31 protein-coding genes and 3 pseudogenes are annotated in these 26,840 nt (G+C 33.4%); 7 read left to right on the top strand and 27 right to left on the bottom strand.

What is annotated here, in order from left to right:
- Positions 1 to 46 precede the first annotated feature (46 nt).
- From B2145_RS12000 to ald, 26 genes and pseudogenes are all read right to left on the bottom strand, one after another.
- Positions 47 to 454 (bottom strand): endonuclease domain-containing protein, encoded by a 408-nt coding sequence (locus B2145_RS12000; RefSeq protein ID WP_291102545.1) that lies wholly within the window; start codon positions 452 to 454, stop codon positions 47 to 49.
- A gap of 162 nt (positions 455 to 616) precedes the next feature.
- Positions 617 to 1,339, bottom strand: coding sequence for a cytidylyltransferase domain-containing protein (locus B2145_RS11995; protein WP_291102542.1), 723 nt, complete (start codon positions 1,337 to 1,339; stop codon positions 617 to 619).
- 155 nt (positions 1,340 to 1,494) lie between these two features.
- Positions 1,495 to 2,220 (bottom strand): FkbM family methyltransferase, encoded by a 726-nt coding sequence (locus tag B2145_RS11990; RefSeq protein ID WP_291102539.1) that lies wholly within the window; start codon positions 2,218 to 2,220, stop codon positions 1,495 to 1,497.
- Positions 2,221 to 2,291: 71 nt separating this feature from the next.
- Complete coding sequence (locus B2145_RS11985) at positions 2,292 to 3,203, bottom strand: glycosyltransferase (RefSeq protein ID WP_291102538.1); 912 nt, start codon at positions 3,201 to 3,203, stop codon at positions 2,292 to 2,294.
- 6 nt (positions 3,204 to 3,209) lie between these two features.
- A complete protein-coding gene (locus B2145_RS11980; RefSeq protein WP_291102535.1) occupies positions 3,210 to 4,208 on the bottom strand; it encodes a glycosyltransferase family A protein in 999 nt (332 codons plus the stop codon).
- 10 nt (positions 4,209 to 4,218) lie between these two features.
- Positions 4,219 to 4,920 (bottom strand): FkbM family methyltransferase, encoded by a 702-nt coding sequence (locus B2145_RS11975; protein ID WP_291102533.1) that lies wholly within the window; start codon positions 4,918 to 4,920, stop codon positions 4,219 to 4,221.
- A gap of 1 nt (position 4,921) precedes the next feature.
- Complete coding sequence (locus B2145_RS11970) at positions 4,922 to 6,166, bottom strand: hypothetical protein (protein ID WP_291102530.1); 1,245 nt, start codon at positions 6,164 to 6,166, stop codon at positions 4,922 to 4,924.
- Positions 6,167 to 6,226: 60 nt separating this feature from the next.
- A complete protein-coding gene (locus B2145_RS11965) occupies positions 6,227 to 7,162 on the bottom strand; it encodes a glycosyltransferase family 2 protein (RefSeq protein WP_291102528.1) in 936 nt (311 codons plus the stop codon).
- A gap of 82 nt (positions 7,163 to 7,244) precedes the next feature.
- Positions 7,245 to 8,129: a glycosyltransferase family 2 protein gene (locus B2145_RS11960; protein ID WP_291102526.1), complete on the bottom strand. Its 885-nt coding sequence runs from the start codon at positions 8,127 to 8,129 to the stop codon at positions 7,245 to 7,247.
- Positions 8,130 to 8,147: 18 nt separating this feature from the next.
- Positions 8,148 to 9,077: a glycosyltransferase family 2 protein gene (locus B2145_RS11955; protein WP_291102523.1), complete on the bottom strand. Its 930-nt coding sequence runs from the start codon at positions 9,075 to 9,077 to the stop codon at positions 8,148 to 8,150.
- A complete protein-coding gene (locus B2145_RS11950; protein ID WP_291102520.1) occupies positions 9,074 to 9,865 on the bottom strand; it encodes a glycosyltransferase in 792 nt (263 codons plus the stop codon). The genes B2145_RS11955 and B2145_RS11950 overlap by 4 nt, the downstream gene beginning before the upstream one ends.
- A complete protein-coding gene (locus tag B2145_RS11945) occupies positions 9,865 to 10,596 on the bottom strand; it encodes an FkbM family methyltransferase (RefSeq protein ID WP_291102518.1) in 732 nt (243 codons plus the stop codon). The genes B2145_RS11950 and B2145_RS11945 overlap by 1 nt, the downstream gene beginning before the upstream one ends.
- The gene (locus B2145_RS11940; RefSeq protein WP_291102516.1) at positions 10,593 to 11,882 is read right to left on the bottom strand and encodes an ABC transporter ATP-binding protein; all 1,290 of its coding nucleotides are present in this window, start codon (positions 11,880 to 11,882) and stop codon (positions 10,593 to 10,595) included. Before B2145_RS11940 ends, B2145_RS11945 begins: the two co-directional genes overlap by 4 nt.
- 198 nt (positions 11,883 to 12,080) lie before the next feature.
- Positions 12,081 to 12,932 (bottom strand): glycosyltransferase family 2 protein, encoded by an 852-nt coding sequence (locus B2145_RS11935; RefSeq protein ID WP_291102514.1) that lies wholly within the window; start codon positions 12,930 to 12,932, stop codon positions 12,081 to 12,083.
- Positions 12,933 to 12,952: 20 nt separating this feature from the next.
- Positions 12,953 to 13,837: an FkbM family methyltransferase gene (locus B2145_RS11930; RefSeq protein WP_291102512.1), complete on the bottom strand. Its 885-nt coding sequence runs from the start codon at positions 13,835 to 13,837 to the stop codon at positions 12,953 to 12,955.
- 52 nt (positions 13,838 to 13,889) lie between these two features.
- Positions 13,890 to 14,154 (bottom strand): annotated as a pseudogene (locus B2145_RS11925) (ABC transporter ATP-binding protein); the annotation flags it as partial.
- 178 nt (positions 14,155 to 14,332) lie between these two features.
- Complete coding sequence (locus tag B2145_RS11920) at positions 14,333 to 14,614, bottom strand: DUF2442 domain-containing protein (protein ID WP_291102510.1); 282 nt, start codon at positions 14,612 to 14,614, stop codon at positions 14,333 to 14,335.
- A gap of 118 nt (positions 14,615 to 14,732) precedes the next feature.
- On the bottom strand, positions 14,733 to 14,921 hold the full coding sequence (locus tag B2145_RS11915) for a DUF4160 domain-containing protein (RefSeq protein ID WP_291102508.1): 189 nt from the start codon (positions 14,919 to 14,921) through the stop codon (positions 14,733 to 14,735).
- 293 nt (positions 14,922 to 15,214) lie between these two features.
- Positions 15,215 to 15,367 (bottom strand): annotated as a pseudogene (locus B2145_RS11910) (ABC transporter ATP-binding protein); the annotation flags it as partial.
- 533 nt (positions 15,368 to 15,900) lie between these two features.
- Positions 15,901 to 16,047 carry a hypothetical protein gene (locus tag B2145_RS11905; RefSeq protein WP_291102506.1) on the bottom strand — a complete coding sequence of 49 codons (147 nt, stop codon included), beginning with the start codon at positions 16,045 to 16,047 and terminating at the stop codon, positions 15,901 to 15,903.
- Positions 16,048 to 16,112: 65 nt separating this feature from the next.
- Positions 16,113 to 16,415, bottom strand: a complete 303-nt coding sequence (locus B2145_RS11900) for a helix-turn-helix domain-containing protein (RefSeq protein ID WP_291102503.1) — start codon at positions 16,413 to 16,415, stop codon at positions 16,113 to 16,115.
- 2 nt (positions 16,416 to 16,417) lie between these two features.
- Positions 16,418 to 16,759, bottom strand: coding sequence for a type II toxin-antitoxin system RelE/ParE family toxin (locus B2145_RS11895; protein ID WP_291102501.1), 342 nt, complete (start codon positions 16,757 to 16,759; stop codon positions 16,418 to 16,420).
- Between the two features lie 564 nt (positions 16,760 to 17,323).
- Positions 17,324 to 17,500 carry a hypothetical protein gene (locus tag B2145_RS11890; protein WP_291102499.1) on the bottom strand — a complete coding sequence of 59 codons (177 nt, stop codon included), beginning with the start codon at positions 17,498 to 17,500 and terminating at the stop codon, positions 17,324 to 17,326.
- 47 nt (positions 17,501 to 17,547) lie between these two features.
- A complete protein-coding gene (locus B2145_RS11885; RefSeq protein ID WP_291102497.1) occupies positions 17,548 to 18,078 on the bottom strand; it encodes a hypothetical protein in 531 nt (176 codons plus the stop codon).
- Between the two features lie 55 nt (positions 18,079 to 18,133).
- Positions 18,134 to 18,286, bottom strand: a pseudogene (locus B2145_RS11880) (ATP-binding cassette domain-containing protein); the annotation flags it as partial.
- Positions 18,287 to 18,494: 208 nt separating this feature from the next.
- On the bottom strand, positions 18,495 to 19,622 hold the full coding sequence (gene ald, locus B2145_RS11875; protein ID WP_291102495.1) for an alanine dehydrogenase: 1,128 nt from the start codon (positions 19,620 to 19,622) through the stop codon (positions 18,495 to 18,497).
- A gap of 211 nt (positions 19,623 to 19,833) precedes the next feature.
- Between ald and B2145_RS11870 the strand changes: the two genes are divergently transcribed.
- On the top strand, positions 19,834 to 20,292 hold the full coding sequence (locus B2145_RS11870) for an Lrp/AsnC family transcriptional regulator (protein WP_291102493.1): 459 nt from the start codon (positions 19,834 to 19,836) through the stop codon (positions 20,290 to 20,292).
- Between the two features lie 87 nt (positions 20,293 to 20,379).
- Here B2145_RS11870 and B2145_RS11865 read toward each other — a convergent pair whose 3' ends face one another.
- The gene (locus B2145_RS11865) at positions 20,380 to 21,780 is read right to left on the bottom strand and encodes a trypsin-like peptidase domain-containing protein (protein WP_291102491.1); all 1,401 of its coding nucleotides are present in this window, start codon (positions 21,778 to 21,780) and stop codon (positions 20,380 to 20,382) included.
- Positions 21,781 to 21,803: 23 nt separating this feature from the next.
- On the opposite strand from B2145_RS11865, the gene B2145_RS11860 reads away from it, so the two are divergent.
- The 6 genes from B2145_RS11860 (at position 21,804) to mltG (ending at position 26,838) form a co-directional block, all read left to right on the top strand.
- Complete coding sequence (locus B2145_RS11860; RefSeq protein WP_291102489.1) at positions 21,804 to 22,049, top strand: hypothetical protein; 246 nt, start codon at positions 21,804 to 21,806, stop codon at positions 22,047 to 22,049.
- A 206-nt stretch (positions 22,050 to 22,255) separates the two neighbouring features.
- Positions 22,256 to 23,074, top strand: coding sequence for a diaminopimelate epimerase (gene dapF, locus B2145_RS11855; RefSeq protein WP_291102486.1), 819 nt, complete (start codon positions 22,256 to 22,258; stop codon positions 23,072 to 23,074).
- A gap of 9 nt (positions 23,075 to 23,083) precedes the next feature.
- Positions 23,084 to 23,446 carry a hypothetical protein gene (locus tag B2145_RS11850; protein ID WP_291102483.1) on the top strand — a complete coding sequence of 121 codons (363 nt, stop codon included), beginning with the start codon at positions 23,084 to 23,086 and terminating at the stop codon, positions 23,444 to 23,446.
- Between the two features lie 204 nt (positions 23,447 to 23,650).
- Positions 23,651 to 25,096 (top strand): ATP-binding protein, encoded by a 1,446-nt coding sequence (locus tag B2145_RS11845; protein WP_291102481.1) that lies wholly within the window; start codon positions 23,651 to 23,653, stop codon positions 25,094 to 25,096.
- Between the two features lie 129 nt (positions 25,097 to 25,225).
- Positions 25,226 to 25,777 carry a GNAT family N-acetyltransferase gene (locus B2145_RS11840; RefSeq protein WP_291102479.1) on the top strand — a complete coding sequence of 184 codons (552 nt, stop codon included), beginning with the start codon at positions 25,226 to 25,228 and terminating at the stop codon, positions 25,775 to 25,777.
- 20 nt (positions 25,778 to 25,797) lie between these two features.
- The gene (mltG, locus tag B2145_RS11835) at positions 25,798 to 26,838 is read left to right on the top strand and encodes an endolytic transglycosylase MltG (protein ID WP_291102477.1); all 1,041 of its coding nucleotides are present in this window, start codon (positions 25,798 to 25,800) and stop codon (positions 26,836 to 26,838) included.
- The last annotated feature ends 2 nt before the right edge of the window (positions 26,839 to 26,840 follow it).

Here is a 26,840-nt window from a genome sequence, read left to right as displayed (position 1 = left end):
CGGGTTAAAAAACTAAAAAAATCTTAAATCTACGAAATTCCACTTCTCAACTCCCTTCTTGAGAGGGGTTAGGGGTGTGTTTTTCATATTCATAAACATAAAATTCAATAGCTCGCAACACATTCTCCATATCTTTCAAAACTTGTTCATCACTAAATCGTAAAACGGTAATCCCTAATTCATTCATTCGCTTTTCTTTCACTCCATCTTTATTATACACTTCTAAAAACTGATGCGAATAACCATCCACTTCTATCCCTAACATCAATTCATAACAGAAGAAATCTAAAATATAGTTATCAATAGGTTTTTGACGGTGAAAATCATAACCATACATTTGTTTGCCTTTTAACTTTAACCAAAGGAAAATCTCGGTTCTTGTAGAATCATTGCGAAGTTGTCTCGCAAATTCTTTAAGCTTGGGATTGTAGGGAATGATTTTTCTTCTAGCCATGATTTAAATTGTCTATTTTAAACTTAAATAACATACCCCTAGCCCCTAATAACTCCATCCTATATTTAATTTTGGAGTCGTTGAACCCAAAAGGGTTTCAAGAGAGGAATTAGACCCTACTATCCGATTAATTTTGGTTTTTACAGCCCATTGCGTCACCTTTCATAATGACGGAAAAGAACTGTGCTTACCGATTAAATACTCCGCATAATCTAAATCTTCTTGGGTATCGATGTCTACATTGGTAAAAACAGAATCTACTTCATAAGGATAGGCATTTTCCGAAATAATTTTACTGTCACCTCGAGCCCTTCGGCTTCGCTCAGGACAGGCTAAGTCGAGAGGCAGAATCAATTTTGCTTTGCTAATATACAATAATCCATTCTCAAAATACAACGGGTGTAAATCTTGGCTGCGTTGCCCAATTTCGTAATTAAAAGGGATAAATTTATTATGTTCTATTTTCCCCAATTTTTGATGATTTTTTGAAACGGTAAACAAGCTATCGTAATTTCCTTTTTGATAAATTTCAAATGCTTCTTTCAATAAATTTTGGGGTCGAAGCGGATTGGTGGGTTGCAATAAAATTACATTTACAACCTCAAAATCCAATGATTCCACAACATGTTGGAGTGCCGAAACAGTGGGTTCAAAATCACCGGACAAACTTTCGGGTCTGTCAACCACTTTGGCTCCATATTGCAGGGCAATATTTTTGATAGCTTCATCATCGGTCGAAACATAGATTTCATCAATAATGGCACTGTTTTTCTTCGCATATAAAATACTATGGGCAATCAAGGGAATCCCCCCCAACAAAAGAATGTTCTTGTTGGGCAACCGTTTTGAACCTCCGCGAGCGGGAATGATGGCTATTGTTTTCATCCTTATAATTATACAAAAGGTAAAAATACTTATTTTTCTATATTCCAACGTACTTTTATAAAATTAAGAATACAAGGCATACTCTAATTAACTAATTGGGCATAAATAATAATAAATTTACAATTATTCAATTTGAACATAAAAACAACTTGCAATTACTTATACTCATAACTATCAAAACTGCGATTAATGAATAATGCATCCGTTTTTGAAGCCAAACCTTCATCCGTATAAAGAACATCATAAAACCGAACTAATTCAAATCTGTTTTCCAACAGGAAATTATAGATATCCCCAAAGGAGGATTGCCCAACATAATTTTCATTAAAAAATATTTCAACATATACAAACTGTATTCTATTTTGTTCCATCATCGAAGAAGCTCCTTTCAAGACGTTAAGTTCATAGCCCTCAGTATCCGTTTTCAATAAATTGATATATGAAATAGCGTTATTTTTACAAAATACATCAATTGTTAAAACTTCAACTAAATAGGTTTCCAGAATTTTTGCACTACCATAAACTCTCTTCAAAAAAGAATTTAACGCACTCCAAGAATATTCATTAAATTCAAAATCCCCACAATTTGAACCCATAGCCAAATTATGAAGACTGACATTAGTAGTTTCAAAATTCGTTCTTAAAGATTCAAAACATTTTTTGCTTGGCTCAAAAGCATAAATTTTTGCATCAGAATAATTATTACACATCTTTTTAATAGTTTGACCCAAATTTGCGCCTACGTCAAAAAAAACAATATCATTCTCCACTAATTTATTTTTGATTGCAAGAAATGGATCTTCATCAAGCAACAAAATTTTACTTTTTTTCGCAATTTTATACCCAATAGATTCAAACATTTTTTTTAAAAAATTTTTCATTTGTTTATTGCTTTGACATAATTATTAATGTTTAAGGGCAGAAGAATTTCTATAATTTTTCGTTTCATGTTTTAACTATTTTTTGGCTGCCAATAGATCCTTGTGGCTTCTAATTTTTGATAGACATCGTATTCCTTGCGTGACAATCGATTACTGTTTTTTATTGTTTTGGAAAAAGCAAAAACTAAATCTAACAGCGCTAATACAGTTGCGTACAACGCCTTGAAATCTCCCTTAAAAACCTTTAATTTGAATTGTATCCAAATAGAATAGGCCATTTTTCTTGGAATGGTACGAATGGGATAAAACAAGAAAAACAAATACCAACCCGCACGCAAGGATCTGCGCAATCGAATGACATAATCGGCATTATTTTTTCTCGATTTAACATCTACCCTATGATGAACCAAGACTTCGGGTAAGTAATGAACTTCCCAGTTCTTTTTGAACAATTGACAGGAAGCAAAATCTTCCTCACCATAAAAAACAAACCATTCTGGATAATTGGGGATGTCTTGCCAGGCCCTCATTCTCCATGCGTGAGCACAACCCACAAATCCTTGTACCCGATGCGATTTTTCGATAGAAACTATTGAACTTGGTTCTTGTAATCCCCAAAAAATGCGCAAGGCAATCAAACCGCAATTGGTGTTTTCCTCGAAATATTTTCTTATGGATTCCAATGGATTCTCGGTAACAAAATGAGCATCGTCATCTAGGGAAATAGCATAAGTTGCTTTGGTTTCATTAAGCATTTTGTTCCTGCAAAATAGATAACCTTTTGAAAATGAGTTTCTTTGAAGTTTTATATTTGGGAAGTTTTGCTTTACATACTCAAAAGTACCATCTGTAGAACCGTCATCAAAAACCACGCATTCTACATTATTATCTTTTAAGAGATAATTGATTTTATTCAAGGTAAAAGCCAAATCATTTTTACGATTTTTGGTGGTGATGAGGATGGAAAAAGAGGCTTCAGTCATGGCTAATTAATTCTTGACCATAAAAAAAGAAAACATTTTCTTTAAGATCATTTTCTTTAAACCATACCATTTATCCTTTATTTTTGAATTAAATAAATCCGGAGATGGGTACACTATTTCACCAAAATTCTCCTTGTTGTCCATAGTTTTAATATTAATTTCTTGTGCCTCCACCATCCAACTTTCCAGTTTATTCCCCATATGAAAAGCATAATTATTGTAAGTGGACAATCTCAGTTTCCCTGCTTTATCAATAGGTACATCAACATAATTATGCTCTGAAAGATTTCCAACCAATGTAAATGAAGGGTTTGAAGGTGTCGTTTTAAACAAAATGTCCCTATCAATAGTCAGTACTTGGTGTCCACTGCCAATCACCGCCCTAATCCCGTTTTTTTCAACAACAGACCATTCATTATTATCCTTGTCTTCAAAACCCCAATTGATACTTTCTAAATATCTATTGTACCCCACGAAGTTTTCTGGGATGGGAATAAACATGCACTTGATTTTACCAAGTAATATATGCTTCAATACAGAGCTTGTTCCTGCATACAACCCTCTGCGAACCGGGATGGGTGATACGGAACCCACGTTAGGAAAAACAGCAAAAACTTCTTCTACTTTTTCCTGCCAACCCTTGACAAAAAGAATATCCGAGTCCGCAAGCGTGATGTATTTTTCTCTTGCCCCCCTTGCTGCACCAATTAAGGCATCAATTTTCCCAATGTTAGTATTATGCGAAACTAAGGTGTCTATTTTCTTTTCTTCTAGATATAAATTTAAAAAATCAGACACCTTTTTATAGGAACCATTATTAACAATAGTCAAAGCCGCTTTAGAATTTAGTGTTGACACCAATGAGTCGATACACATTTTAAAAACATCGATAGAGTCTTTGTAAAATCCTTCCTCATTAGGTATATAAACTACAACCACTACTCGGTGATGTGTAGTAATTGTTATTTTTTTTTCCTGCTTTTCTGGGTTGGAACCTAGTCTCATTTGCGATTAATTATTTTTGATTATCAATTAAGAATAGATTACCCAGATCACCATTTATTATGGATTTAGCAATTAATCTATAATCAACTGATTTTAAATATTGCACAATTTCAGAATTTATATCATTTTGAATCGATAAGTCAGTTTCAATTAGTATAACTTTCGGCCTGTATTTGTTCCATTCATTTGACTTTAAGACTTCTAAATCAAAACCTTCAACATCAATATCAAAAAAATCTAACCTTTCTCCTTCTAAAATAGTCTTATCTAAAATATCTTTTAAATTATATATGGGAACATTTATAGTACTCTTAATTTGATTTTCTAAATTATGTTTTTTTATAAAATCATAATTCAAGGTATTCATGGTGCTATAATTATCATTCAATTGATAATACGTTAAATTTTTATTTTCTGGACCAATCGCACAATTGATAAAATTATCTTTTGGCCTATATTTATCATATAATGATTTTAATTCTGGGTTGGGGTCGATACAAATTCCTTTCCATCCTCTTAAATAAAAATAATAAGTATTGGAAGCCTTAACAGGATGCCAACATCCAATATCTACGTAAACCCCTTGGTTTTCAGCTTTAATAAGTTTATTGAGTTGAATATCATCCCCACCTCCTTGAGAGAAACTAATATTGTACCTTTTATAAATAAATTCTCTAATTCTATTTTTCGCTTTATCTATTGTATATTTCATCCTATATGACGATTGTAGTTTCATCTAATATATTATTATCTGATTCAAACAAAACTTTATCCAACATAGCTTTAAATTTTTCATCACCAAAATAATCCCCAAATGGATAGACCACTTCGTCGGAATTCATCCTGTTGACAATCAGGTTTTCCAGTTTTTGTTTGATTTCCTCTTTGTCTAAGCAGCTGGCAATGTATTGAGGATCTGTTATTATCTTTCGCATTTCACTTCGTTCAGGTGAAATGGAAAGTATCGGTTTTCGTATTGCTGCTAGAAATGGTGCTTTACCCACCAGAATATTACAATAAAGCGGTCCATTTTCCAAGATGATATTAATGTCGGCTTCATTCATTTGTTCGTTACAGGAATTGGAAAAGCTTGAAGTATTCAAGATTATAATATTTGGAGTTTTTGAATATCTCTCTGCCAAATTCTTTAAATTGATTCCTTTTAATCGTAAAACAAACTCTGTATTTTCTTTATATACTATATTATTTTCTACCAATTCTTGATACCCATCTAAAACTATTTCTACATTTCTGCCAAACATAATCGCACCATGATAGGAAATCATTATTTTTTTATTCTTTTTTAAAACAGTACTAACGTCCGTCAAATCAAAAACACTTTCGACATATTGATGAGGCAAGTTATAGAATTTTTTCCGGCAACCGTATAAGGATTGCATATCTTCTGACATTAAGCTAGCAGAGCTCATACAAGTTTTAGCCTGAGACACTACTTGGTACATTTCCTTTAATTTAAAAAGCTCTAAATTAGTCAATGCTGTTGTTGAACCCGCATACCAAAATAAAGGATAGGGATCATGAAAATTAACGATGGCTTTTTTGAGAATGGGTAAATCCTTGGTTCCCAGTATCGTTTCGTGATCGATTCCCGCGCTTCGAATAAAAACATGATCATATTTGTTGTAGTCAACCTTTGCTATATAAGTCCCATATACTTTATGAATATGGCGTTTAGTCAATGAAATATGGAACAATCTCCAATACAATTTATTGATATATTTGGTAAAAAAAGGAATTTTTAAATCGAGGATGTATTCTTTTATGGAATCAACAGGGAGTAAATCCAATCTATCTTCACTGGCGGTTTGCTTAAAATACACTACATCAATAATGGAATGGGGATAGGCTATTCTTAATTTCGCTAAAAAAGAGCGTGAAATAATCCCTTGACTGGTTCCTGACATTCTTAGATCTTGTTCTATGACTAAAAACTTCATTAATTTTTATTCTATTATATTAGTAAAATTGCAACTTTTCAATGATTATTCTAAAATTCACTATTGACTCCTCTTTTTTATCCCTTTCTTCACTCGATATATTTTCAATCGTAAAGGCAGTATGACATAGAAAATTTGCCATTGTGTTTTTTCAAAAGTAGGCAATTCTAAAATATTTAATATCCTTTTGAATAAATTATATTCCTCGAAGTCTAAGGCTGTGGCTATGAAATAACGTTTTAAAGAATAGGTAAGCAACTGTTTTTCTTTCAGGTTTTGTACCACCAACAATATTGCTTCGGCATAGGATGCTCTCCTCATTGCATTCTTTCTATCATATTCTCCTGTATTCGAGTTAGGGTGTTTTCGTCCATAAAACAAACATTTTTCTATTGAAACCCCTCTATAACCTGAAGATACTATTCTGGAGTACAATTCCCAATCCTCCGCATACATCAAGTTTTCAGCAAATCGATTATTTTCAAAACATGCTGCCTTCCACATTATGGAACAAGAATTAAACTGAAGCACATTTTTCAACATTCTTTCTATATCGTTTTTATCAATATAAAAAGAAGTATGTTTTTTTGAATAATCGAAGGCATAATCAAAATCCTCTGAGAAAACACTTCGAATGTACCTACAAAAAGAGATTTCATTGTCAATTAATTCTAACACACACAACTCCAGGTTTTGCGGATGTGCTATATCATCATCGTCAAAGAAAATAATATAATCCCCTTTTGCCAAATCCAATCCGTAATTCCTGCAACCCGGCAATCCTTTTATATAGCTATCAGGACGTTTGCTATATTGAAATCTATTATCTTGTTCTAGAATTGAATTGATAGTATCTCTAGTGCTGTCAGTCCCGCCATCATCGACAATCAAACATTCCCAATCTACAAAGGTTTGATTTTGAATAGACAGGAGTGTCTCTACTATAAAATGCGCTCTATTATAGGTCGCCATAATGATACTTACTTTTGGCTTCATTTTTTTTAATTAATAATTCTATATGGTTTTAATAAAATGACAGAATATTCACAATAGTCTGGAAATTGAGTCAATTATCAAATTAAAAATATTTTTTCAGAAATCCCTTAATTACCGGAATATTTATGTTCGATACATAATTCTTGATTAAAAATCCCCAATCCTTATTATCTAGTGACTTACTATTTTTTAATTCATAGTGGTATTTCCTGATTATCTTTATCCTTTCGTATTTATTGAAATATTTAATTTTTTGTTGAATCAAATATTTATAAAAGGCTACCGAAGAGGCATTTTTTAATTCAAAATTATCCTTCTTTCCAGTAATATTAAGATTTGACAGTCTAACGCAAACTAAACCCTCATTTATGGAATAAATAGGTTTGTCTTCTGAAAAGTCTAACCAAGCTCTGTCGTCACTATTCCATGCCAAGGGATAATCATAAAAGCCATGTTTTTTATAAACGCCTTTTAAAAATACATATTCGGAAAGAGAACTCCTGGTTATCATTTTAAATTTTCTATAAAAAGAATCCGTGGCACTTTCCCAAACCGGATTTTCACAAATACGGGCTTTAAATTTTTCCGGTTCAACTATTGTTCGTGATGCAAAACGCACCACATTGGTCTTAGAGAGGAACTCTGGTAAATGGATGTAAAATTGTTCCACCACAGTATCACTCAAATAATCATCGTCTCCCAAAATCATAATCCATTCTTCGTTAGCTGAAAGCGAAATACAACGCTCCCATTGTTGAGTTAATGAAATCCCTCCCAAATTACTATCAAATCGATGGTACACAAAATCAAATTTTCCTCGATATTTTTCCAATAAATCCGTTGGGTCTTCAGGACTGGCATCATCGCCTATATAGACTTTGAATCTCTTATCCGTTTGATTGGATAACGACAACAAGGTTTCTTCAAAGAAAGTGTGTTTGTAGTATGGGATTACTATCGCTAGCATATTATCTTTTGATTGGGTTTAAAAGTATTTAGAGACACCATTCGATTTTAACATTTTTTTTAATACCCATTTAGATGGTTTTAAAATTCCCAGTTTTCTTAGAAATTTCTTTATAAAATTTCCAACTTTATGGGTGTTGGACAGTTTAACATCACTCATTTTTGTTTTGAAATAAATTGTAGCCCCATAATATCTTGAAATTAAAACTAGTGATAGTTTATTAAACTCCTCATCAGAAAGTATCCGTTTAAAATACTCATAGGCTCTTATAAAATCAGAAAGCATGTCTTTTGTCGCTGTTATACTATCCGGATTTCTTCTATAAAGAGCCAAAGGTTCATCTATAAAAATCGCTTTGCAATCCTTCTGAAATATACTTACCCACATAACCCAATCTTCCTTGGCTTTTAAGTTTTCAGGGAATCTAAAACTCTCAAATAATGATGATGCAAAAAGACCACAATGAATTGGGATGGTAAACGTTTCTTCCCATTGATAAAGTAAACTCTCAAAATTAAACCATTGATTGCTCAAATTACAGTAAGGAACGGATGTGTTAGCAGGATCATTAATAAACATCCTAAAATTAGAAATGGCAACTTTTACACCTTTGTTTTTAGCCGAAATCAATTGCTGCAATGACAGTTCTAATTTCCTTTTATCTATGAAATCATCTGAATCCAAAAACTGGATATAACCTCCCTTTGCCTTTTCCAATCCCAGATTTCTCGCACTGCTCAATCCTCTGTTTTCCTGAAATAAATAGATAAACCGGCTGTCTTTTTCTATCCAAGTATTTGCAATTTCGGCAGTATTATCAGGAGAACCGTCATTCACTATAATACATTCCCAATTTGTATGAATTTGATCCAATACCGATTGTAATGCTTCATCCAAGTATTGGGCTTGATTGTAGCAGGGAACTATTATGGAGACTAAACTTTTCAACCTTTTTTAATTAATGATTCTTTAACGCAAGATGCTATTTTCCTTAAATATGAAATATCTATTTTTTTTTGTGTCAAAATATTTTTTAAAGTTATCTTTAAACCTAACACATATTGACCATTTCTTAAATAATGAAATTCACTATATTCAATCCACGAACTATTCCATAAGTGAACAGCAAAACTATCAATAGTTATATATTTTTTATAATTGTTTACATCTTCTTTGTTCCCATAGGGTAATGGATAGAAATAACTAAATGGATAAATTACAATTCTATCCTGTTCTATTTTTTTGTCAAAAGGCATTAAGAAATTATAGTTTTTCCTGAAAGTATCTGTAATAATTCTAGGGATTGTTATTTGACCCCAGTTTATTTCATTGTATACATTTATTGTCTCATATTTTGATAGACATTCCTTTATAAATACATCATTTTTTTTTGACCCAATTATTCCACAACTTATAAATTCCCTGTCTTCTGCTCCAAAAAAGCATTCATTACTCAACAACTCATCAAATGATTTTACTACCATCATATCTGTATCAAGATATATTCCTCCATTTTCATACAACACTTTCAGCCTAATAAAATCTGCAACAAAAGCCCATTTTTTTAATTTATAAGCTTCTTTTACAAATGACGGAGTTAAATCCGAATTTTTTTCATTCCACTCTATAATTTCATACTCTGGCAAATGAAATTCCCAAGATTTAATACAATCCCTAGTCAGTTTTGGTTTTTTTTTGCCACCATACCAACAATAATGAATGACTTTTGGAATCATTAATATAATTTTATTTTTTTTAAATCAACACCAACACCATCTCCCGATTCTTTAAAGATAAAATAACTTTGTTTTTTTAATAACAATTCCAAGGCATTTTGATCCTCATCACTCAAATTAACAGATTCATATTTTATAACGTTAGGTCTAATAATATTAAAATCAATCATTTTTATAACTTCGTAATCAAATCCCTCCGAATCAACCTGAAAATAATCTAGCTTCTTATTTAATAAATTTTGATTAATAATATTTGTAAGAGTATCAGCCGTCACTTCCTCTTTAATAATATCGCTACTATCAATACCTGTTTTTTTATGATGTTCAGCATCTAATGAGGCGATACCTTTTACCCAATCGGGATATTTTTTAACTGCATTTGGAGAAATCCTACTAATTACAACACTCTTTTGTGAAGAATGTACCGCTTTATTTATCTTAATAATTTTAGGAAAATCTTTATAGTTTTGCGTCAATTCATCAAAATATTCTTTGACGGGTTCTAAAACAATTCCCTCTGAATTTCTTTGAATTATAAAATCATACAAAAAATCAAAACTAATTCCATCATTAGCCCCAACTTGAATAAAATTAAAACTTTTCATTTTTGGAAAATTTTTTTCTAAAACACTTTGACTTGAAAAAATCCTCTTTTTTAGAAAAAATCCTCTACCAAATTTATTTGAAATTTTTATTAAAATTAATAACGACCAGTTTTTTAAATAGATCATATTGTTTCTATAGTTATTTTTTTATGAACGATTTTATTCCAAGCAATGTCTAATTTTCTACCTGAACCAAAAACATCTTCGCCAATTATTTTAAATTTAATAACATTTTCTAATGATTCATAATTAGGCCCTTGGTCACCAAAATAAAGGTTTATCCAATAATCCCCTAATGCAAATAAAGGAAAATCATCAATGACAATTTCCGCTTTTCCTTTTCCTTCTTTCACAACAATACTATTGCCAATATGTTTATTATTAATTCCAATGTAAGATATTTGATCTGAATCTTTGATTACTATTCCAATTTCTCCTTCAAAAAAATCTCTAGATGATTCAAAATATAATTTTAATACAAATTTAGAACCCGTATAAATGGTATCGCTCAATTTCCCATCACAAAACAATTCCGCTTTGAGTAAGCCATATCTAGACTTTTTATCTCTATGATTTTGCAATTCATAAACCCCAAGAATCCCATTATCAAAACTATCATAGCTCGACATATAATATCTTGAAATATTCTCATCAATTCCTCCTACAAAAGCCACTTTCCCGTTTTCCAGCAAAATCCCTCTTGTACACAATTGCTTCACCGCCGCCATATTATGGCTCACAAACAAAACCGTTTTTCCTCCTTGACGCGAAATATCCTGCATCTTGCCAATGGCTTTTTTCTGAAACTCGGCATCACCCACGGCCAGCACCTCGTCAATTACCAAGATTTCCGGTTCGAGGAAGGCTGCCACGGCAAAGGCAAGTCGCACCGTCATTCCGCTGCTGTAGCGTTTTACTGGCGTGTCTATATAGCGCACACAGCCTGAGAAATCAATGATTTCGTCAATCTTGCTAGTTATTTCTTTTTTTGTCATTCCCAGGATGGCGCCGTTCAGGTAAATATTTTCCTTGCCGGTCAACTCGGGGTTGAATCCCGTACCCACTTCAAGCAAGGAAGCGATGCGCCCTCGAGATTTTATACTCCCAGTTGTTGGTGCGGTAACCTTGGAAAGTATCTTCAATAAAGTAGATTTTCCTGCTCCGTTTTTGCCTATAATACCTAAAACTTCGCCACGTTCTACCTCAAAATTAATGTCCTGCAATGCCCAAACATAATCGCTTTCGCCTTTTGTAGCACGGTCATTGGTATCGCCTATTTTCAAGTAAGGGTTTTCCTTACCTCGCACTTGATGCCACCAGCGATTCAAGTCGTGTTGCAACGTACCAGTACCTACCTGCCCGAGGCGGTATTGCTTGGAGATGTTTTCGGCTTTGAGGATGATGTCTTTCAATTGGAGTGTTTTTTTTGCCGCGAAGACGTGGAGGCACAAAGTTATTTTATTTTTTTCTTATATGAACTTATATATCTTATATGGTAACCTTTATCTTCTACTTTTTTAAACCATATAAGGCATTATAAGGTTTGGTAATGGATTATAAGGTTATTGGCTTTTTAAATTGTCATTGACATTGATAGCTGGTTTTCTTTATTATTTAAAAAGTTTTAAAAAAAACCATTTTATGCTCCTTAAGGGTTTTAATAGTGCTGCGCCTAATTTATAGTCAATCGTGTTTTTAAATTTATTGATCTCTTTTTTCTCTAAATCAGAAGCCGTTAAGAACTGGTCTATCAACTCTTCATAATGGGCACAATAAATTTCCTTGTTCTTGATGTAAATATATTTTTGTGTCTCATTATGTTTCAGATTCATCCCCGCGCTTCTGGAACCGATGTTTTGTCTGTATAAAAACAATACTTCTTCGATTATATATACTTTCCATCCTAATGCACATACTCGCAAATAAAACTCCCAATCTTCATAACCATTGGCTGGATTTTCATCATATCCGCCCACTTGCTGCCAACATTCTTTCCGGAACAATGATGTTCCAATTGCTGCATTATAAAACAAAAAATCAGCAACTGATTTACCTATAGATTTATATATTTGCAATTGTTTGTCGTTAGTAAAATACCTACCCCAACTACTCACGATACCCACTTTGTCATTATTGAGTAGCACTGTTAATGCCTTTTCAATAAAAGTGGCTTCGTATTGGTCATCTGCATCCAAGGTTAGGATGAATTCTCCTTTAGCTTTTTCTATCCCCAAATTTCTGGCACTGCTGACTCCTCCATTTTCCTTGTAAATATAGATAAAACGAGGGTCTTTAGCCTCCCATTTTCGTGCAATTTCTTCGGTATGATCGGGACTGCCGTCATTGACAACGAAACATTCCCAATCAGTATACGTTTGGTCGTATAGCGATTGCAAGGCTTCGTCCAAGTATTGGGCTTGGTTGTAGCAGGGAACGATGATGGAGACTTTAGGTATTTGCATAAGCGAAAAACTTATCTTTTTTATTTTTTAAACGCATAAATCATCCCCGTGATTGGAGTCAAATGCCTCGAGATTATTCTGAAATTATTGGCTGTCAATATCCCTTCCAGTATTGCGGCTCCTTTATCATGCCATTCGATTAACAATGCATCGATGTCAACCAATAAATTAGCATCATTTAATTTTTGGATGATCTCATATTCTGCCCCTTCACAATCTATTTTTAAGACCTTTTTTTGGCCAGAATGTTTGGCCAGCAAATCAGGAAGCACTTCGCTCACATTTTTTATGTTTATTTCAATTTCTTCTGCATTATATCTATCTATAACCAGACTTAAATCCAGCCTTATACCACAATTGCCTTTTGCTTGTGAATTGTAAAGTACTTTCTCTATTCGGGTGAAACCGCCCAACCCGAAATTGAAGGCTTCAATTTTATTAGAATAGGTTTTATTTAATTCCAAATTATAAAGCGCCTGATTATATGTTGGCAACACAGGTTCAAAAGAATATATTTTTTCTACATTTTTTTTTAATCCAAAAAACAAGGAACTAATGCCAATGTTCATCCCTATATCAAAAACAACGAAGCTTTCATTAGACAATAAATTATAATCCTTTTCAATAAATACTTCCTTAAGTATGAAAAATTCTTCTGAAGTTTCTACATATAATTGTAATCCGTTAAAACTGGCCAAAACACCTTCTTTATGACTTTCCAGAACTAATTCCGGGAAATGTTTCTTGATTTCAAATAAGTAAGCAGCTGAACTAATAACTAAATTATGCGTGTCGTTTGTAACCGCAAAACTTCGCACTAGATCTTTAATGGATTTCTCCTTTTTGGATATATTTGAAATTTTGTAACCCAGTTTTTTTAATACTTTATGGATTTGATTTTTCATTGAATTTATTATTAAACCTTTCCCTTATTAATTAATATTACATTTTAAACTTTACTTTTAGTGTCTGGATACTTTCCACCTCAAAATTAATGTCTTGGAGTACCCAAACGTAATCGCTCGTGCCTTTAGTGCTTCGGTCATTGGTATGCTTCGCCAGTTCGCAAGCTCGGGTCGCCTATTTTGAGATAGGGGTTTTCCTTACCCCGCACTTGATGCCACCAGCGGTTCAGGTCGTGTTGCAACGTACCCGTGCCTACCTGCCCGAGGCGGTATTGCTTGGAGATGTTTTCGGCTTTAAGGATGATGTCTTTACTCATTATTAGTCATTGCGAGCGCAACGCAGTGAAGCGCGGCAATCTGTTGTAGATTATTGAGTTGTTAACTTTTGATTAGGAAATGTCATTCGGGGTTTAATAAAACAATATCATCTAGCAAATTAGTTTTGCTTAGTGATAAGTAATGTGTCTTTTTTTTTACCATTTCAAGATAGGAAAATTAAATTTTCCCGTTGTATAAATCGGCTATTGGAAAAATCATATCATAATCATTCCAGTTTAGATTGCCATCTATAATTTTAAACGAACCAAAAAGTGTTTCGTCTAAATATTTTTTTATAGATTGATGTTGTGATTTTGATAAAAAATCGGAAAAATCAACAAATTTTTCTACACCATCATTAAATTCAATTAAAATGTGATAATTGCCAAGTTTTTTAGCACTAATTATTGTTAATGGTTTATCTAAATAAGTGTCTGTATTAATAACTGTAATTTTCATCTGATTATAGTTTTTTCGTTATTTTTTCAAATTCAATTTCCTTATGATATACAAAATAGGCAATCCATTTTTCGACTATTTTTTCTGAATAGACTTCTAAAAATGCTTCAAAGTCTTTTTATTCTTTGTTTACTAATGGTTTTCTACCTTTAACGTTTACTATTTTGATTTCTGTTATTACTCCATTTTCTATACAAAATGTTGCTTTACTTTCAAATTCTCCTTTTTTAGCGTGAACGTGAATAGGTTCGTGTTCGTTGGAATAAAAAAACAAAATTATTCCTAAATATTCGTATAGTTTTGGCATATCTAAGTAATTGAAACGATTTGTTGTCGTATTATTAAAACAACTTAATTGTTTGTTTTTCAAATAATTATCGAAATTTATTTAAAAGTAAAACACGACATTATATCGTTTTTACTACTTAAATAATTTATCAAACAAAGATAATCACTATTATTTTAATTCTTTGCTGTAAGTAATACCAATAGTTAATATATTTTAGTCCAATAGTTCTAGTATAATGCCGCTGTATATTTCATTTAGTTCAATTTTTATTGGACTAATTTGAAATAACTAGCGGTATAATGTGTTTTTTTGATGCCCAAGACTTCGCCACGCTCCACTTCAAAATTAATTCCGATAGCTATCGGAACTTGGAGTACCCAAACATAGTCGCTCGTGCCTTTGGTGCTTCGGTCGTTCGTGTCGCCTATTTTTAGATAGGGGTTTTCCTTGCCCCGCACTTGGTGCTCCCGATCCCGATCCCGATAGCTATCGGGACTATCGGGACTATCGGGACTATCAGGACAGAACGGTTGAGGTCGTGGCTGAGCCTTTCGACTTCGCTCAAGACAGGCTACCGTTCCTACCTGTCCGAGGCAGTATGGCACCGGAGATGTTTTCGGCTTTGAGGATGATGTCTTTCAAATTGGTTTTTGAGTGTTAAGTGTTTTTAATTTTTTTTAAACACATAGAATCATAGTTTTTGTTTTTTTCTTCAAGACGCTTTGCTTTTATATAGATTACATTAGCTTAGCAGCTTCGAGTTATGTTGCCCCTGATTAAACTGATTTTTAAAGATTCATTGTTTTCGGCTTTAAGGATGATGTCTTTATTCATAGTGGTCATTGCGAGGGACGAAGCAATCTGTTGTTCTTTATGAGTTATGAGTTATGGGTTATGAGTTATGAGTTATGGGTTATAGGTTTTGAAATTGCCATTGAATTTGTCATTGCTATTGAAATTGACCTATAAACCACACATTTAATGGATTAAACAGATATTAAGGTTTTATTCTAACTATTTTATTGTCTTTTAGAATCACTAATTCGCTATTCATTTTCTTTTTGAATTCGATCAGCTTTTCATAAACTTTATCCATTCCTTCAATTATTTTAGTTTGATTGGGTGTTCTTTTATACGTTTTCATTATACTTTTTTTATACAAATTATAACGACCTTTAGTTTTAACAAAACTCAAGATTTTCCTTTATTTTATTCAATTGAAAATGCTATTTTTTTCCCCAGACCAATTTCTAAAAGACGGTATAAAGTGGAGAGTTGAATATCACTATGTCCGTTTTCTATTCTGGAAATAAAACTTTTTTTGGTGCCTGTTTTTTCAGCAAGTTGTTCTTGTGTTAAATGCGCTAAAAGTCTTTCCTCTTTTATTATTTCACCAATTGCAAAAGCTTTTGCTTTAATTTCAAATTCAGCACGTTGAATGGAACCCACTTCGCCATAGCGTTTGTCAAGATGTTGTTCAAAAGTGGTTGTTTTTTTATTATCTGTTTTCATTTTCATTTTTTTTGATTAAAATATTCCGCTTTTAATTTTTCTGCTTTTTCAAGTTCCGCTTTTGGCGTCTTTTGAGTTTTTTTCTGAAATCCATTGAATAACACTATCAAACGCCCTTCATCAAAACAGCAAAAAACACGAAAAATATTACTGCCAAGAGCTACTCTAACTTCATATAATCCTTCACTTCCTTCCAGATGCTGCAAGAATTTTTTTGGAACTCTTTCAATTATTGTTATTAGAAAAAGAACTTCATCAATTTTACTTTTCACTTTCTCGGTTTGTTCATTAAAGAAATTTTCAAAGTGGTTTTCGTAAAAAATGATTTCTCTTATTTTTTTCATAAAGCAAAGTTAACTAATAATGGAACAAGATGGAAATTTATTTTGAATTATTTGACGAAAATAAAAACCGTATTGACGAAGTTTATGAGGGGACCATAACCCAACGTTCCCGCCCACTTGCCTGAGGGGGTATGGCTCTGGAAATGTTTTCGGCTTTGAGGATGATGTCTTTCAAGGGAGGTTATGAGTTATGGGTTATGGGTTATGAGTTATGGGTTATGAAATTGTTATTGAAATTGCCATTGTTATTGTTTGTTCGTTGTACAACATTTAAATAATTTGTTGTCGGTTTTTGGTTATCGGTTTTTTTAAACACATAGAATCATAGTTTTTGTTTTTTTCTTAAAGACGCTTTGCTTTTATATAGATTACATTAGTTTAGCAGCTTCGAGTTATGTTGATAGCCCCTGATTAAACTGATTTTTAAAAATTTATTGTTTTCGGCTTTGAGGATAATGTCTTTGTTCATGGCTGTCATTGCGAGCGCAACGCAGTGAAGCGCGGCAATCTGTTGTAGATTATGGGTTATCTGTTATCTGTTAGGCGTTTGAAATCTGAACACTGTTATTTAGCCGTGTTTTTCTGTTTCGTTTTTCGCACCACTTTTTTTATTTCTGGATTAGACAAAATCAATTTTCGTTGTTTAAAAAAGGCACTTAAGGCTTTCTCTTCTTCTATTGTCAATGAAACTTCTCCTCCGATGAAATCTACTTCTAATTCTATTTTTTTTATCTTACGCATCATTTCTATTTTTAAATTGACAATTATTATGTGGTTGGCAATCCCTCTTATTGATTTTTAAAATACTTATTAATTAGTTTCAGTGCTGATTGGGTTTCAATAATCATAATACGTCCCCCAAAATGAAATGCTCCAAGTGTTTTTTCGTAATGTTCGACGAGTTGGGTTTTTGATATAAAAGATACATTTCCTTCGTGTCCACGTTGAAAGGAAAGTTTATAAGCATAAGCCACTAAATTTCCAGGAACTCCAGAATAAACTTTCTCATTTCCTTTATTAAACGGCGAACTTTCTACCAAATGCATATAAACGTGGTCTATTTTCACTTCTAAACTTACCAATCCTTGAATAATTGTAGCATTATTTACAATCGTAAGTTTATAAACATCTCTTTCAGGTCTTGCAAATTCTGCTTTCCAGTCAAAAAGCCATTTATTCCTTTTGGTAATTGCTTTTAAATCGTTAAAGATCAATAGAGAAATATCAGTTGCAAAACTGTCTCCAGTAACCACATTTTCAATTGAATTGGTTAGTTTATCAATAACAAAATCAAGCCCTTTATCTAAAGTGTCTTTCATAATACAAATTTACAAAAAAAGGTTTTAATTAATTCAGATATATCAATTTGTCACAAACTTCGAGCAAGGAAGCAATGCGTCCTCGTGATTTTATGCTGCCCGTGGTGGGTGCGGTCACCTTGGATACTATTTTTAAGAACGTCGATTTTCCTGCACCATTTTTGCCAATAATGCCCAAAACTTCGCCACGCTCCACTTCAAAATTAATTCCGATAGATATCGGGATTATTGGACTAATTTGAAATAACTAGCGGTATAATTATAGAAAATGTCTACGTGCAAAGTAATAACATTGGCTGGATCCTTCAAATAATATGGTTTGGACTGTACGTATAGCAGGATTAGCTCCAAATAAAAAAATCCGTCTCGATTTATCGGGACGGATTTTCTGTTATAAATTAAAATAATTCTTTCTTCTAGTTAACTAGCTCTTGCAACACGGTTTCTACCTCATTGAAAGGCAATCCCCAGGCATCAGCAACTCCTTTATAGACAATTTTGCCATTGGCAATATTCAATCCTTTTTTCAAGTCTTCATTTTCATTACACGCTTTTTTCCATCCTTTGTTGGCCAATTGCAGGGCATAAGGCAAAGTAGCATTGGTCAAGGCAAGTGTAGAAGTATAAGGAACGGCACCGGGCATATTGGCTACGCAATAATGTACAATATCATCAATAATAAAGGTTGGGTTTTCGTGGGTTGTAGGGGTACAAGTTTCGATGCAACCTCCTTGGTCAACCGCCACATCCACAACAACAGTTCCCGGACCCATCAATTTCAACATATCACGTGTGATTAAGTGTGGCGCTTTGGCACCAGGAATCAAAACAGCTCCAATAACCAAATCAGCTTGAGCAATTGCTTCGCGAACATTATAATGGTTAGACATAAGAGTAGTTACATTTGCTGGCATCATATCTGACAAATAACGCAAACGAGGCAAACTTACATCCATAATTGTTACTTGAGCACCAAAACCAGCGGCCATTTTTGCGGCTTGGGTTCCTACGATTCCACCACCTAAAACGACTACTTTTGCTGGAGGAACTCCCGGAACACCTCCCAAAAGAATACCTTTTCCTTTTAGCGGTTTCTCTAAATACTTTGCGCCTTCCTGAATCGCCATACGACCAGCCACTTCTGACATTGGTACTAATAATGGCAAACTGCGGTCTGATTTCTCAACGGTTTCATACGCCAAACAAACGGCTTCACGTTCCATCATGGCGTGAGTCAATTCTTCCCCAGAAGCAAAGTGGAAATAAGTAAATAATAATTGGTCTTTTTTGATAAGCGGATATTCTGAAGCGATAGGCTCTTTTACCTTGATAATCATTTCGGCAATTTCATAAACTGCTTCAATTGTTGGCAATAGTTCGGCTCCGGCTTCTTTGTAAGCTTCATCACTGAAACCACTATTTTCTCCAGCGCTTTTTTGCACATATACGATATGTCCATGCTTTTTGAATTCGGCTACACCGGCAGGCGTAAGCGCTACACGATTTTCGTTATTTTTGATTTCTTTAGGAACTCCAATTATCATAATAGTAAGTTTAATTGTTAGTGGGTAAATTACACACAAATGTAATACATAAAGAAATTATTGTGTTGTATGGTATTAAACTAAGAAAATATTCATTTTATTTGGTATTTTTACATAAAATTTTTCCAAAAAGAATCTTTTTTTTAATTCTAAAACGAAAAAAAATCTGATTTTTAATCTTGGAAAATACTCATTTAATCCTATTTGAACCATGATTTTAGACGAAACCGACAAAAAAATTCTGCGTCTTCTTCAAGTAGATGCTCACATGACATTGAAGAATATTGCCGATAAAATAAACCTTTCGCTTACGCCGGTGCATGACCGCGTGAAACGTTTGGAAAAAGAGGGCATTATCGAGAAATATGTTTCGATTTTGAATAAAAAGAAATTAGGCAAGAACCTTATGGTTTATTGCCAAGTTACGCTTGTTAAACAAACCTATGAAGTTTCGGAAGGATTCAATCAATCGATTTTGAATATGCCGGAAGTGGTCGAATGTAATTTTATTTCGGGAAGTTTTGATTATATGCTCAAAATCGTGTTGCCCGATATGGAAAGTTACCATCATTTTCACCAAAAAAAATTATCAGTTTTACCCGGAGTTTCTTTAATCAGTAGCTTTTTTATCATTTCTGAAGTAAAAAGCACCACTGTTTTGCCTATTTAAACAGAATAAATATTTACCGCAAATTCGCAAATTATTGTTGCAGATTTGATGCATTTAATTTGCGAATTTGCGGTTAGTTTTTTTATTTTAAATTATTATTTGAATGATTTGCCCTTTTTTGTTGATCATTTCCATTCGAATGCTTTGATTTTCCTCTTTATTATTGAAGATTTTAGAAACCGTATCAAGATCTTTCGCTTTCATGTTATCGATACTTACGATAATATTTCCCATAAGTTCTTTCTGATATTGCTTCAGATTTTCATTGGTAATAGATTTGATTTTCACGCCATAATCCAGGCGAAATTTCTTCTTGTCGGCAGCATCGATATTCTCCAATTCCAGTCCTTTAAATTCAGTGCTGAAGAACTCGTTTTTGCTCAAAATTACGGGAACAACCTCGTTTTTTCCGTCTCTAATAAAGGTGACTTGCACCTTATCCTTAGGTCTCTTGGTGTTGATATAACCGGAAAGATCAGCAAAAGTGGCAATGTTTTGGTCGTCCAGTTTGGTAATGATATCTCCCTTTTCTAAGCCTGATTTTTCGGCTCCAGAATTTTTAGACACTTTTTGAATATAAAAACCTTCCGTTTCAGGAACACCCAATTCTTTTGAAGCTGAATCATTCAATTCACCTCCCTCAACACCTAAAACTCCTCTTTGTACATTCCCGAATTCCATTAAATCCTCAATTATTTTGCGGGCAATGTTCGAAGGAACCGCGAAAGAATAGCCCACATAAGAACCCGTCATTGACGAAATCATGGTGTTGATTCCAATTAATTCGCCACGGGTGTTTACCAATGCACCACCGCTATTTCCGGGATTCACGGCGGCGTCGGTTTGTATGAAGGATTGAATTCCGCTGGTGTCCAGGTTTCTGGCTTTCGCCGAAATTATTCCCGCTGTCACGGTCGACGTTAGGTTGTATGGATTTCCAACCGCCAGCACCCATTCGCCAATTTTCACCGAATCAGAATTGGCAAAAGCCGTATAAGGCAATTTTTCATCCGCATCAATTTTTAACAAGGCAATGTCCATTTTTGAATCGGTTCCAATGAGTTTTGCCGTATAGGATTTTTTGTTGTTTAATGTGATTTCGATTTCCGAAGCGTCTTTTATCACGTGATTATTGGTTACGATATAACCATCTTCAGAAATGATAACACCTGAACCGGTTCCGATTTGTTCTTGTTGTTGTTCTCCTTTATAGCCATAAAAATATTCCAAAATTGGATTTGAAATGGTTTTGCGGGAAACATTTTTTACGTGAACCACCGTATGGATTGTTTTTTCGGCGGCTTCGGTAAAATCGACGGGCGCCGCAGATAATCCCACTTGCCTTCCATACGAATTGGAAGCTACAGTTACGACTGGGTTTTTGTTGTTTGAAAAATAGCCGTTATTGTCAAATAATAACTTGTAGGCGCCAAGTGTAATGACACCGCTTAACAATGACACCAAAAAAAGGTTTGAAAATCGTTTCATACGTATATAATATTTGTTTTTTAATGGAATATGGAATTGCTTCGCCTGTTCGTCCCGATAATTATCGGGACTCGGGTCGCATATTGGCTTGGGTGTTGGGACAACATTTCCGTTATGCTCATTTCATAATTGTTTCGTTATTTAAGAAGTTACAACGTAAAGTTATTAATTTTGATATTTCAAAGAAGGAGTTTAACGCTCGTTTAACAATCTTTAACGTATCATTAATATTTGGTGATTCAGGTGATTTACCCCTAAAAAACAAATGAAATTGCCACGAAGTCACAAAGTCGCAAAGAAAAAACAAATTACAAAAGAGACAAAGTAATCATTCTGATAAATTTGTGACTAAATAGAAGGCTCTTTTAATTAGAACTTTGCGCCTTTGCGCCTTTGTGGCAAAAATTAATTGAATGTTTATGGAGTCGAGTAGTTGCAATATTTGTATTTTTGTAACTCTTAATACGATACTATAATGCAATTAGAATTCTATAAATACCAAGGAACAGGAAACGATTTTGTAATGATTGACAATCGTTCGGCTTTTTTTCCAAAGGAAAATGTTCAACTCATAGCGCATTTATGCGACAGACGTTTCGGAATAGGTGGAGACGGACTTATTTTATTGGAAAATGATGAGGTTGCTTCGTCCCGAATGCTTTCGGGACTCGCAATGACAACCGATTTTAAAATGGTCTATTATAATTCCGATGGAAACCAAAGCTCTATGTGTGGCAATGGCGGCAGGTGTTTAGTGGCTTTCGCCAAAAAGCTGAACGTCATCAACAACAGCTGTACTTTTATCGCCACAGATGGTTTACATCACGCCACAATTGACGAAAACGGATTGGTTTCCTTGCAAATGATTGATGTTTCCACGGTAAAAACCAATCCTGATTATGTGTTTCTAAACACGGGTTCGCCACATCATGTGCAATTGGTAGAAGACTTGGAAAATTATAATATAAAAGAAAACGGAGCTAAAATCAGATACGGCCAATTATACGGAAAAGAAGGAAGCAATATCAATTTTGTGAAACAAATTGACGCGGATACTTTTTCCCTTCGCACCTATGAACGAGGCGTGGAAGACGAAACGCTTTCCTGCGGAACCGGCGCAACTGCCGTTGCCATTGCGATGAATGCAACCGGAAAAACCAATGCCGTCTCAATCCATTTGAACGTGGAAGGCGGAAAATTAGAAGTTTCTTTTGACAAAAAGGAAGGGAAGTTTACCAATGTTTTCTTGAAAGGTCCAGCAGAGTTTGTGTTTAAAGGAGAAATTCAAATTTAATTGCGAATTATGAAAATATTTTTAAAAAAATACTGGCCTTTAATTTTTTTCGTATTAGTTGTTTTATATTCATTTGGAAATCTTTTTTTTAAATCAAGAGAAGAAAGTGTGATTTCTTATAATTTTGTTATTTCTAAAATAAATGTAAGTCCAACAAAATCATTGATATTATATAAGAATGAAAATGAAGTTGATATTTGGAATTATGATATAAGGGAGAATGAAGGTGTTGAGGCTGGAGATTCAATTGCTAAGAAAAAATGTGCTAAATATTTGTATGTCTATAAAAAAGATAAGCATACTAATAAATACAAACTATTTCTTAAAGTTGAACCTACAGGCATATTTCCTTGTGAATGGTTTTGTAATTAAAAAATAGAACTTTGCAACTTGAGGAGCCAATTTGGCACCTCAAATCTAAATCAACAAATGATAACACTAAAAGGCGACAATATCTACCTCCGAGCATTAGAACCCAATGATTTGGAGTTATAGATTTAAAAAATTAAGTCAATACAATTAATTGTAAAGAAATAATTATAGATTTGGTTAAATGGTCTTGAAAAAGCAATAATTATGGAAACTTGGAAAGAAAAGGCTTTAAAAATATTGAAAGATAGTTTGTTTCCAGTTCCAATTGAATTAAATGAACTGGACTGGAAAAGTGGATTGTCTTCAAAAACCGATAGATTAGCACAACACATTTGTGCCTTTGCCAATTTACAAGGAGGAGGGCTTTTGGTTTATGGTGTGAATAATGATGGAAGTTTATTTTCAATTTCACAAGAAGAAGCTGATAAAACTGTTACTTTATTAGGTAATATTGCAAAAAATAATTTAAGCACAGCTATTGTCTTAGAACATAGTATAATGGAGTTTAGTGGATTTCATTTGCTTTTTATACATATACCAGAACAGTTTGAGAAACCTGCTCATTTGCGTGGAAATGATTTGTATAATTGTTATACACGTTCTGCAGGTCAAACAGTAAAAATGACAAAAAAGCAAGTTCAAATTTTAATCTCACAATCAAGAGGCATACCATTTGAAGAAATAAGTGCACTCGAAAATTTATCTGAATCAGAAGTTTTAAAAAAATTAAATTTTCAAAAGCTTTTTGAGCTTTTAGATAAAAATACTCCCAAAAATACAGATGCAATATTGAATACTCTTGTTGAATATAAATTTATAAATAAAAAAAATGTTTCTTGGAGCATAACAAATTTAGGGGCCATCTTATTTGCTAATGACATCAATGATTATCCAGAATTAACTGGAAGAAATGTAATTGTTCGTCATTATGTAGGTAGCAATAACAGAGAATTAGAGAATGAGAAAAATGGAGTTTTTGGATATGCTGCAGGTTTTGAAGGATTGATAAATTATATTTTAAAGCAATTACCAAAAACTGAAATTATAGAAGGAATTAGAAAAGATGTACCTATTTATCCCAAAGTTGCTATTAGAGAGTTTATTGCAAACGCGTTAATACATCAAGATTTTGCTATTGACGGGATGCCAATAACAATCGAGATTTTTTCGAACAGATTTGTTATTACAAATCCTGGAGCACCATTAAATGATGTAAATCGATTATTGGATATGCCACCAAGATCCAGAAATGAAATTCTTGCTCAAACAATGCTTTTGTTGGGAATATGTGAAAGAAGGGGAAGCGGAATTGACAGAGCAATTGAAGCAATTGAGGAAAGAAAATTGCCAGCAGTTAAATTCGAAAAAAGTGAATCACACACAAAGGTAATTTTGTTTCCACCCAAAGAATTAAAAGAAATGTCAAAAACTGAAAAAATAAGTGCTTGTTATCAACACGCTTGTTTGGTTTTTGAAGACAGAAAAGAATTAAACAATCAATCTGTTCGAGAACGGTTTGGTATTGATAAGAATAGTTCATCTGTTGCTTCAAGAATTATATCTGATACTTTTGAAGCAGGATTGATTAAACTTTCAGACCCTGAAATAACATCAAGGAAATACGCAACATATATTCCATATTATGCATAAATATTTTGATTTCTTATTTGCAAAGTAAATCCAAAAGCAGTGTAAGTTATTGATTTTCAATGTTTTTTTATTTGCAAAGTAAATCCAAAACAAGTTTAAGTATAGATTTCAAATTCGTAATTAAATAAAATGATAACACTAAAAGGCGAAAATATTTACCTCCGAGCACTCGAACCCAATGATTTGGAGTTTGTTTATGCTATGGAAAACGACCAAAGCATTTGGGAAGTCAGCAATACGCAAACGCCTTACAGTCGTTTTTTGGTAAAGCAATATCTCGAAAATGCCCATCAGGATATTTATGAAGCCAAGCAATTGCGATTGGCGATTTGCCAAGACCGGGATTTTCCGGCAATAGGATTAATCGACTTGTTTGATTTTGATCCAAAGAATAATAGGGCAGGAGTCGGTATTGTGATTCAAGGAAACGAAAATAGAAACCAGAATATTGGTTCCGAAGCTTTGCAGCTTTTGATTCAGTATGCTTTTCATCATTTAAATTTGCATCAATTGTATGCAAATATTGGAACGGAAAATGTGGCAAGTAAAGTTCTTTTTACTAAATTTGGATTTCAAATTATTGGAACAAAAAAGGACTGGAATCTGGTGAACGGAGTTTATAAAGACGAAGCCATTTTTCAATTAATTATCAATCACACGAGCGTCAGCGAACTGGCGTAGCAATTTTAAAAATTCATATTTTGAACTTAAAAAAAATCATAACAATAGCATCTGTCGTTTTAATATCTGGTTTAATCATTTACGGATTTATTTTGGCACGACAAATTTTTGCTGATAACACAAAATTCGAGCAAAATGAAGTCTTTGTTTACGTTCCAACAGGAACTAATTATGAAGAAGTCAAAAAAATCATTGAGCCTTTTGTTAAAAATAGGGATCGTTTTGAAATGGTCGCCAACAAAAGAAGTTATCCTGAAAACGTAAAACCAGGACGGTTTTTATTCACCAAAGGGATGAACAGTTACGATTTGGTAAAAGCCTTAAGAATGAATATTCCCGTGAATTTGGCCTTCAACAATCAAGAGCGGTTAGAAAATTTTGCTGGGCGAGTTGGATCTCAAATTGAAGCGGATAGCCTATCATTATTGGCATCTTTCAAAGACTCTATTTTCCTGAAAGAAAACGGTTTTACCGAAGAAAATGTCTTGGTGATGTTTATTCCCAATACCTATGAAATTTATTGGAATACTTCGGCCGAAAAATTTCGGGATAAAATGATTAAGGAATATCGCAATTTTTGGAACAAAGAACGTACCGAAAAAGCAGCAGAACAAGGATTGACACCAATCGAGGCTACCATTTTGGCTTCGATAGTGCACAAAGAATCGGTAAAAAAAGACGAACGTCCTCGCATAGCAGGAGCGTATTTAAACCGTTTAAGATTGCAAATGCCTCTCCAGGCAGATCCAACGGTGATTTATGCGATTAAAAAGAATTCAAATGATTTTGACCAGGTAATCAAAAGGGTTTTTTATAAAGATTTGCTCATAAAATCGCCTTATAATACGTATGTTAATTTGGGTCTTCCGCCAGGTCCAATAGCCATGCCCGACATTACGGCACTTGATGCCGTACTGAATCCTGAAAAAAATAATTTTATCTATTTTTGTGCAAGTGTAGATCGTTTTGGCTATCATGAGTTTGCCGCTACTTTGGCAGAGCATAATAAAAATGCCAAGAAATATTCCGATTGGATAAACAGTCAAGGCGTAAAAAGATAACT

Source organism: Flavobacterium sp. UBA5153 (assembly GCA_002413745.1).
Classification (GTDB): domain Bacteria; phylum Bacteroidota; class Bacteroidia; order Flavobacteriales; family Flavobacteriaceae; genus Flavobacterium.
Note: the sequence above shows the minus strand (reverse complement) of the source record. Positions and strands in the feature narration are given on the sequence as shown.

What these genes read in the sequence shown, in the direction of transcription:
- B2145_RS12000 (WP_291102545.1), bottom strand. Translation starts at nt 454, where the DNA reads ATGGCTAGAAGAAAAATCATTCCCTACAATCCCAAGCTTAAAGAATTT.
- B2145_RS11995 (WP_291102542.1), bottom strand. Translation starts at nt 1,339, where the DNA reads ATGAAAACAATAGCCATCATTCCCGCTCGCGGAGGTTCAAAACGGTTG.
- B2145_RS11990 (WP_291102539.1), bottom strand. Translation starts at nt 2,220, where the DNA reads ATGAAAAATTTTTTAAAAAAAATGTTTGAATCTATTGGGTATAAAATT.
- B2145_RS11985 (WP_291102538.1), bottom strand. Translation starts at nt 3,203, where the DNA reads ATGACTGAAGCCTCTTTTTCCATCCTCATCACCACCAAAAATCGTAAA.
- B2145_RS11980 (WP_291102535.1), bottom strand. Translation starts at nt 4,208, where the DNA reads ATGAGACTAGGTTCCAACCCAGAAAAGCAGGAAAAAAAAATAACAATT.
- B2145_RS11975 (WP_291102533.1), bottom strand. Translation starts at nt 4,920, where the DNA reads ATGAAATATACAATAGATAAAGCGAAAAATAGAATTAGAGAATTTATT.
- B2145_RS11970 (WP_291102530.1), bottom strand. Translation starts at nt 6,166, where the DNA reads ATGAAGTTTTTAGTCATAGAACAAGATCTAAGAATGTCAGGAACCAGT.
- B2145_RS11965 (WP_291102528.1), bottom strand. Translation starts at nt 7,162, where the DNA reads ATGAAGCCAAAAGTAAGTATCATTATGGCGACCTATAATAGAGCGCAT.
- B2145_RS11960 (WP_291102526.1), bottom strand. Translation starts at nt 8,129, where the DNA reads ATGCTAGCGATAGTAATCCCATACTACAAACACACTTTCTTTGAAGAA.
- B2145_RS11950 (WP_291102520.1), bottom strand. Translation starts at nt 9,865, where the DNA reads ATGATTCCAAAAGTCATTCATTATTGTTGGTATGGTGGCAAAAAAAAA.
- B2145_RS11945 (WP_291102518.1), bottom strand. Translation starts at nt 10,596, where the DNA reads ATGATCTATTTAAAAAACTGGTCGTTATTAATTTTAATAAAAATTTCA.
- B2145_RS11935 (WP_291102514.1), bottom strand. Translation starts at nt 12,932, where the DNA reads ATGCAAATACCTAAAGTCTCCATCATCGTTCCCTGCTACAACCAAGCC.
- B2145_RS11930 (WP_291102512.1), bottom strand. Translation starts at nt 13,837, where the DNA reads ATGAAAAATCAAATCCATAAAGTATTAAAAAAACTGGGTTACAAAATT.
- B2145_RS11920 (WP_291102510.1), bottom strand. Translation starts at nt 14,614, where the DNA reads ATGAAAATTACAGTTATTAATACAGACACTTATTTAGATAAACCATTA.
- B2145_RS11915 (WP_291102508.1), bottom strand. Translation starts at nt 14,921, where the DNA reads ATGCCAAAACTATACGAATATTTAGGAATAATTTTGTTTTTTTATTCC.
- B2145_RS11905 (WP_291102506.1), bottom strand. Translation starts at nt 16,047, where the DNA reads ATGAAAACGTATAAAAGAACACCCAATCAAACTAAAATAATTGAAGGA.
- B2145_RS11900 (WP_291102503.1), bottom strand. Translation starts at nt 16,415, where the DNA reads ATGAAAACAGATAATAAAAAAACAACCACTTTTGAACAACATCTTGAC.
- B2145_RS11895 (WP_291102501.1), bottom strand. Translation starts at nt 16,759, where the DNA reads ATGAAAAAAATAAGAGAAATCATTTTTTACGAAAACCACTTTGAAAAT.
- B2145_RS11890 (WP_291102499.1), bottom strand. Translation starts at nt 17,500, where the DNA reads ATGCGTAAGATAAAAAAAATAGAATTAGAAGTAGATTTCATCGGAGGA.
- B2145_RS11885 (WP_291102497.1), bottom strand. Translation starts at nt 18,078, where the DNA reads ATGAAAGACACTTTAGATAAAGGGCTTGATTTTGTTATTGATAAACTA.
- ald (WP_291102495.1), bottom strand. Translation starts at nt 19,622, where the DNA reads ATGATAATTGGAGTTCCTAAAGAAATCAAAAATAACGAAAATCGTGTA.
- B2145_RS11870 (WP_291102493.1), top strand. Translation starts at nt 19,834, where the DNA reads ATGATTTTAGACGAAACCGACAAAAAAATTCTGCGTCTTCTTCAAGTA.
- B2145_RS11865 (WP_291102491.1), bottom strand. Translation starts at nt 21,780, where the DNA reads ATGAAACGATTTTCAAACCTTTTTTTGGTGTCATTGTTAAGCGGTGTC.
- B2145_RS11860 (WP_291102489.1), top strand. Translation starts at nt 21,804, where the DNA reads ATGGAATATGGAATTGCTTCGCCTGTTCGTCCCGATAATTATCGGGAC.
- dapF (WP_291102486.1), top strand. Translation starts at nt 22,256, where the DNA reads ATGCAATTAGAATTCTATAAATACCAAGGAACAGGAAACGATTTTGTA.
- B2145_RS11850 (WP_291102483.1), top strand. Translation starts at nt 23,084, where the DNA reads ATGAAAATATTTTTAAAAAAATACTGGCCTTTAATTTTTTTCGTATTA.
- B2145_RS11845 (WP_291102481.1), top strand. Translation starts at nt 23,651, where the DNA reads ATGGAAACTTGGAAAGAAAAGGCTTTAAAAATATTGAAAGATAGTTTG.
- B2145_RS11840 (WP_291102479.1), top strand. Translation starts at nt 25,226, where the DNA reads ATGATAACACTAAAAGGCGAAAATATTTACCTCCGAGCACTCGAACCC.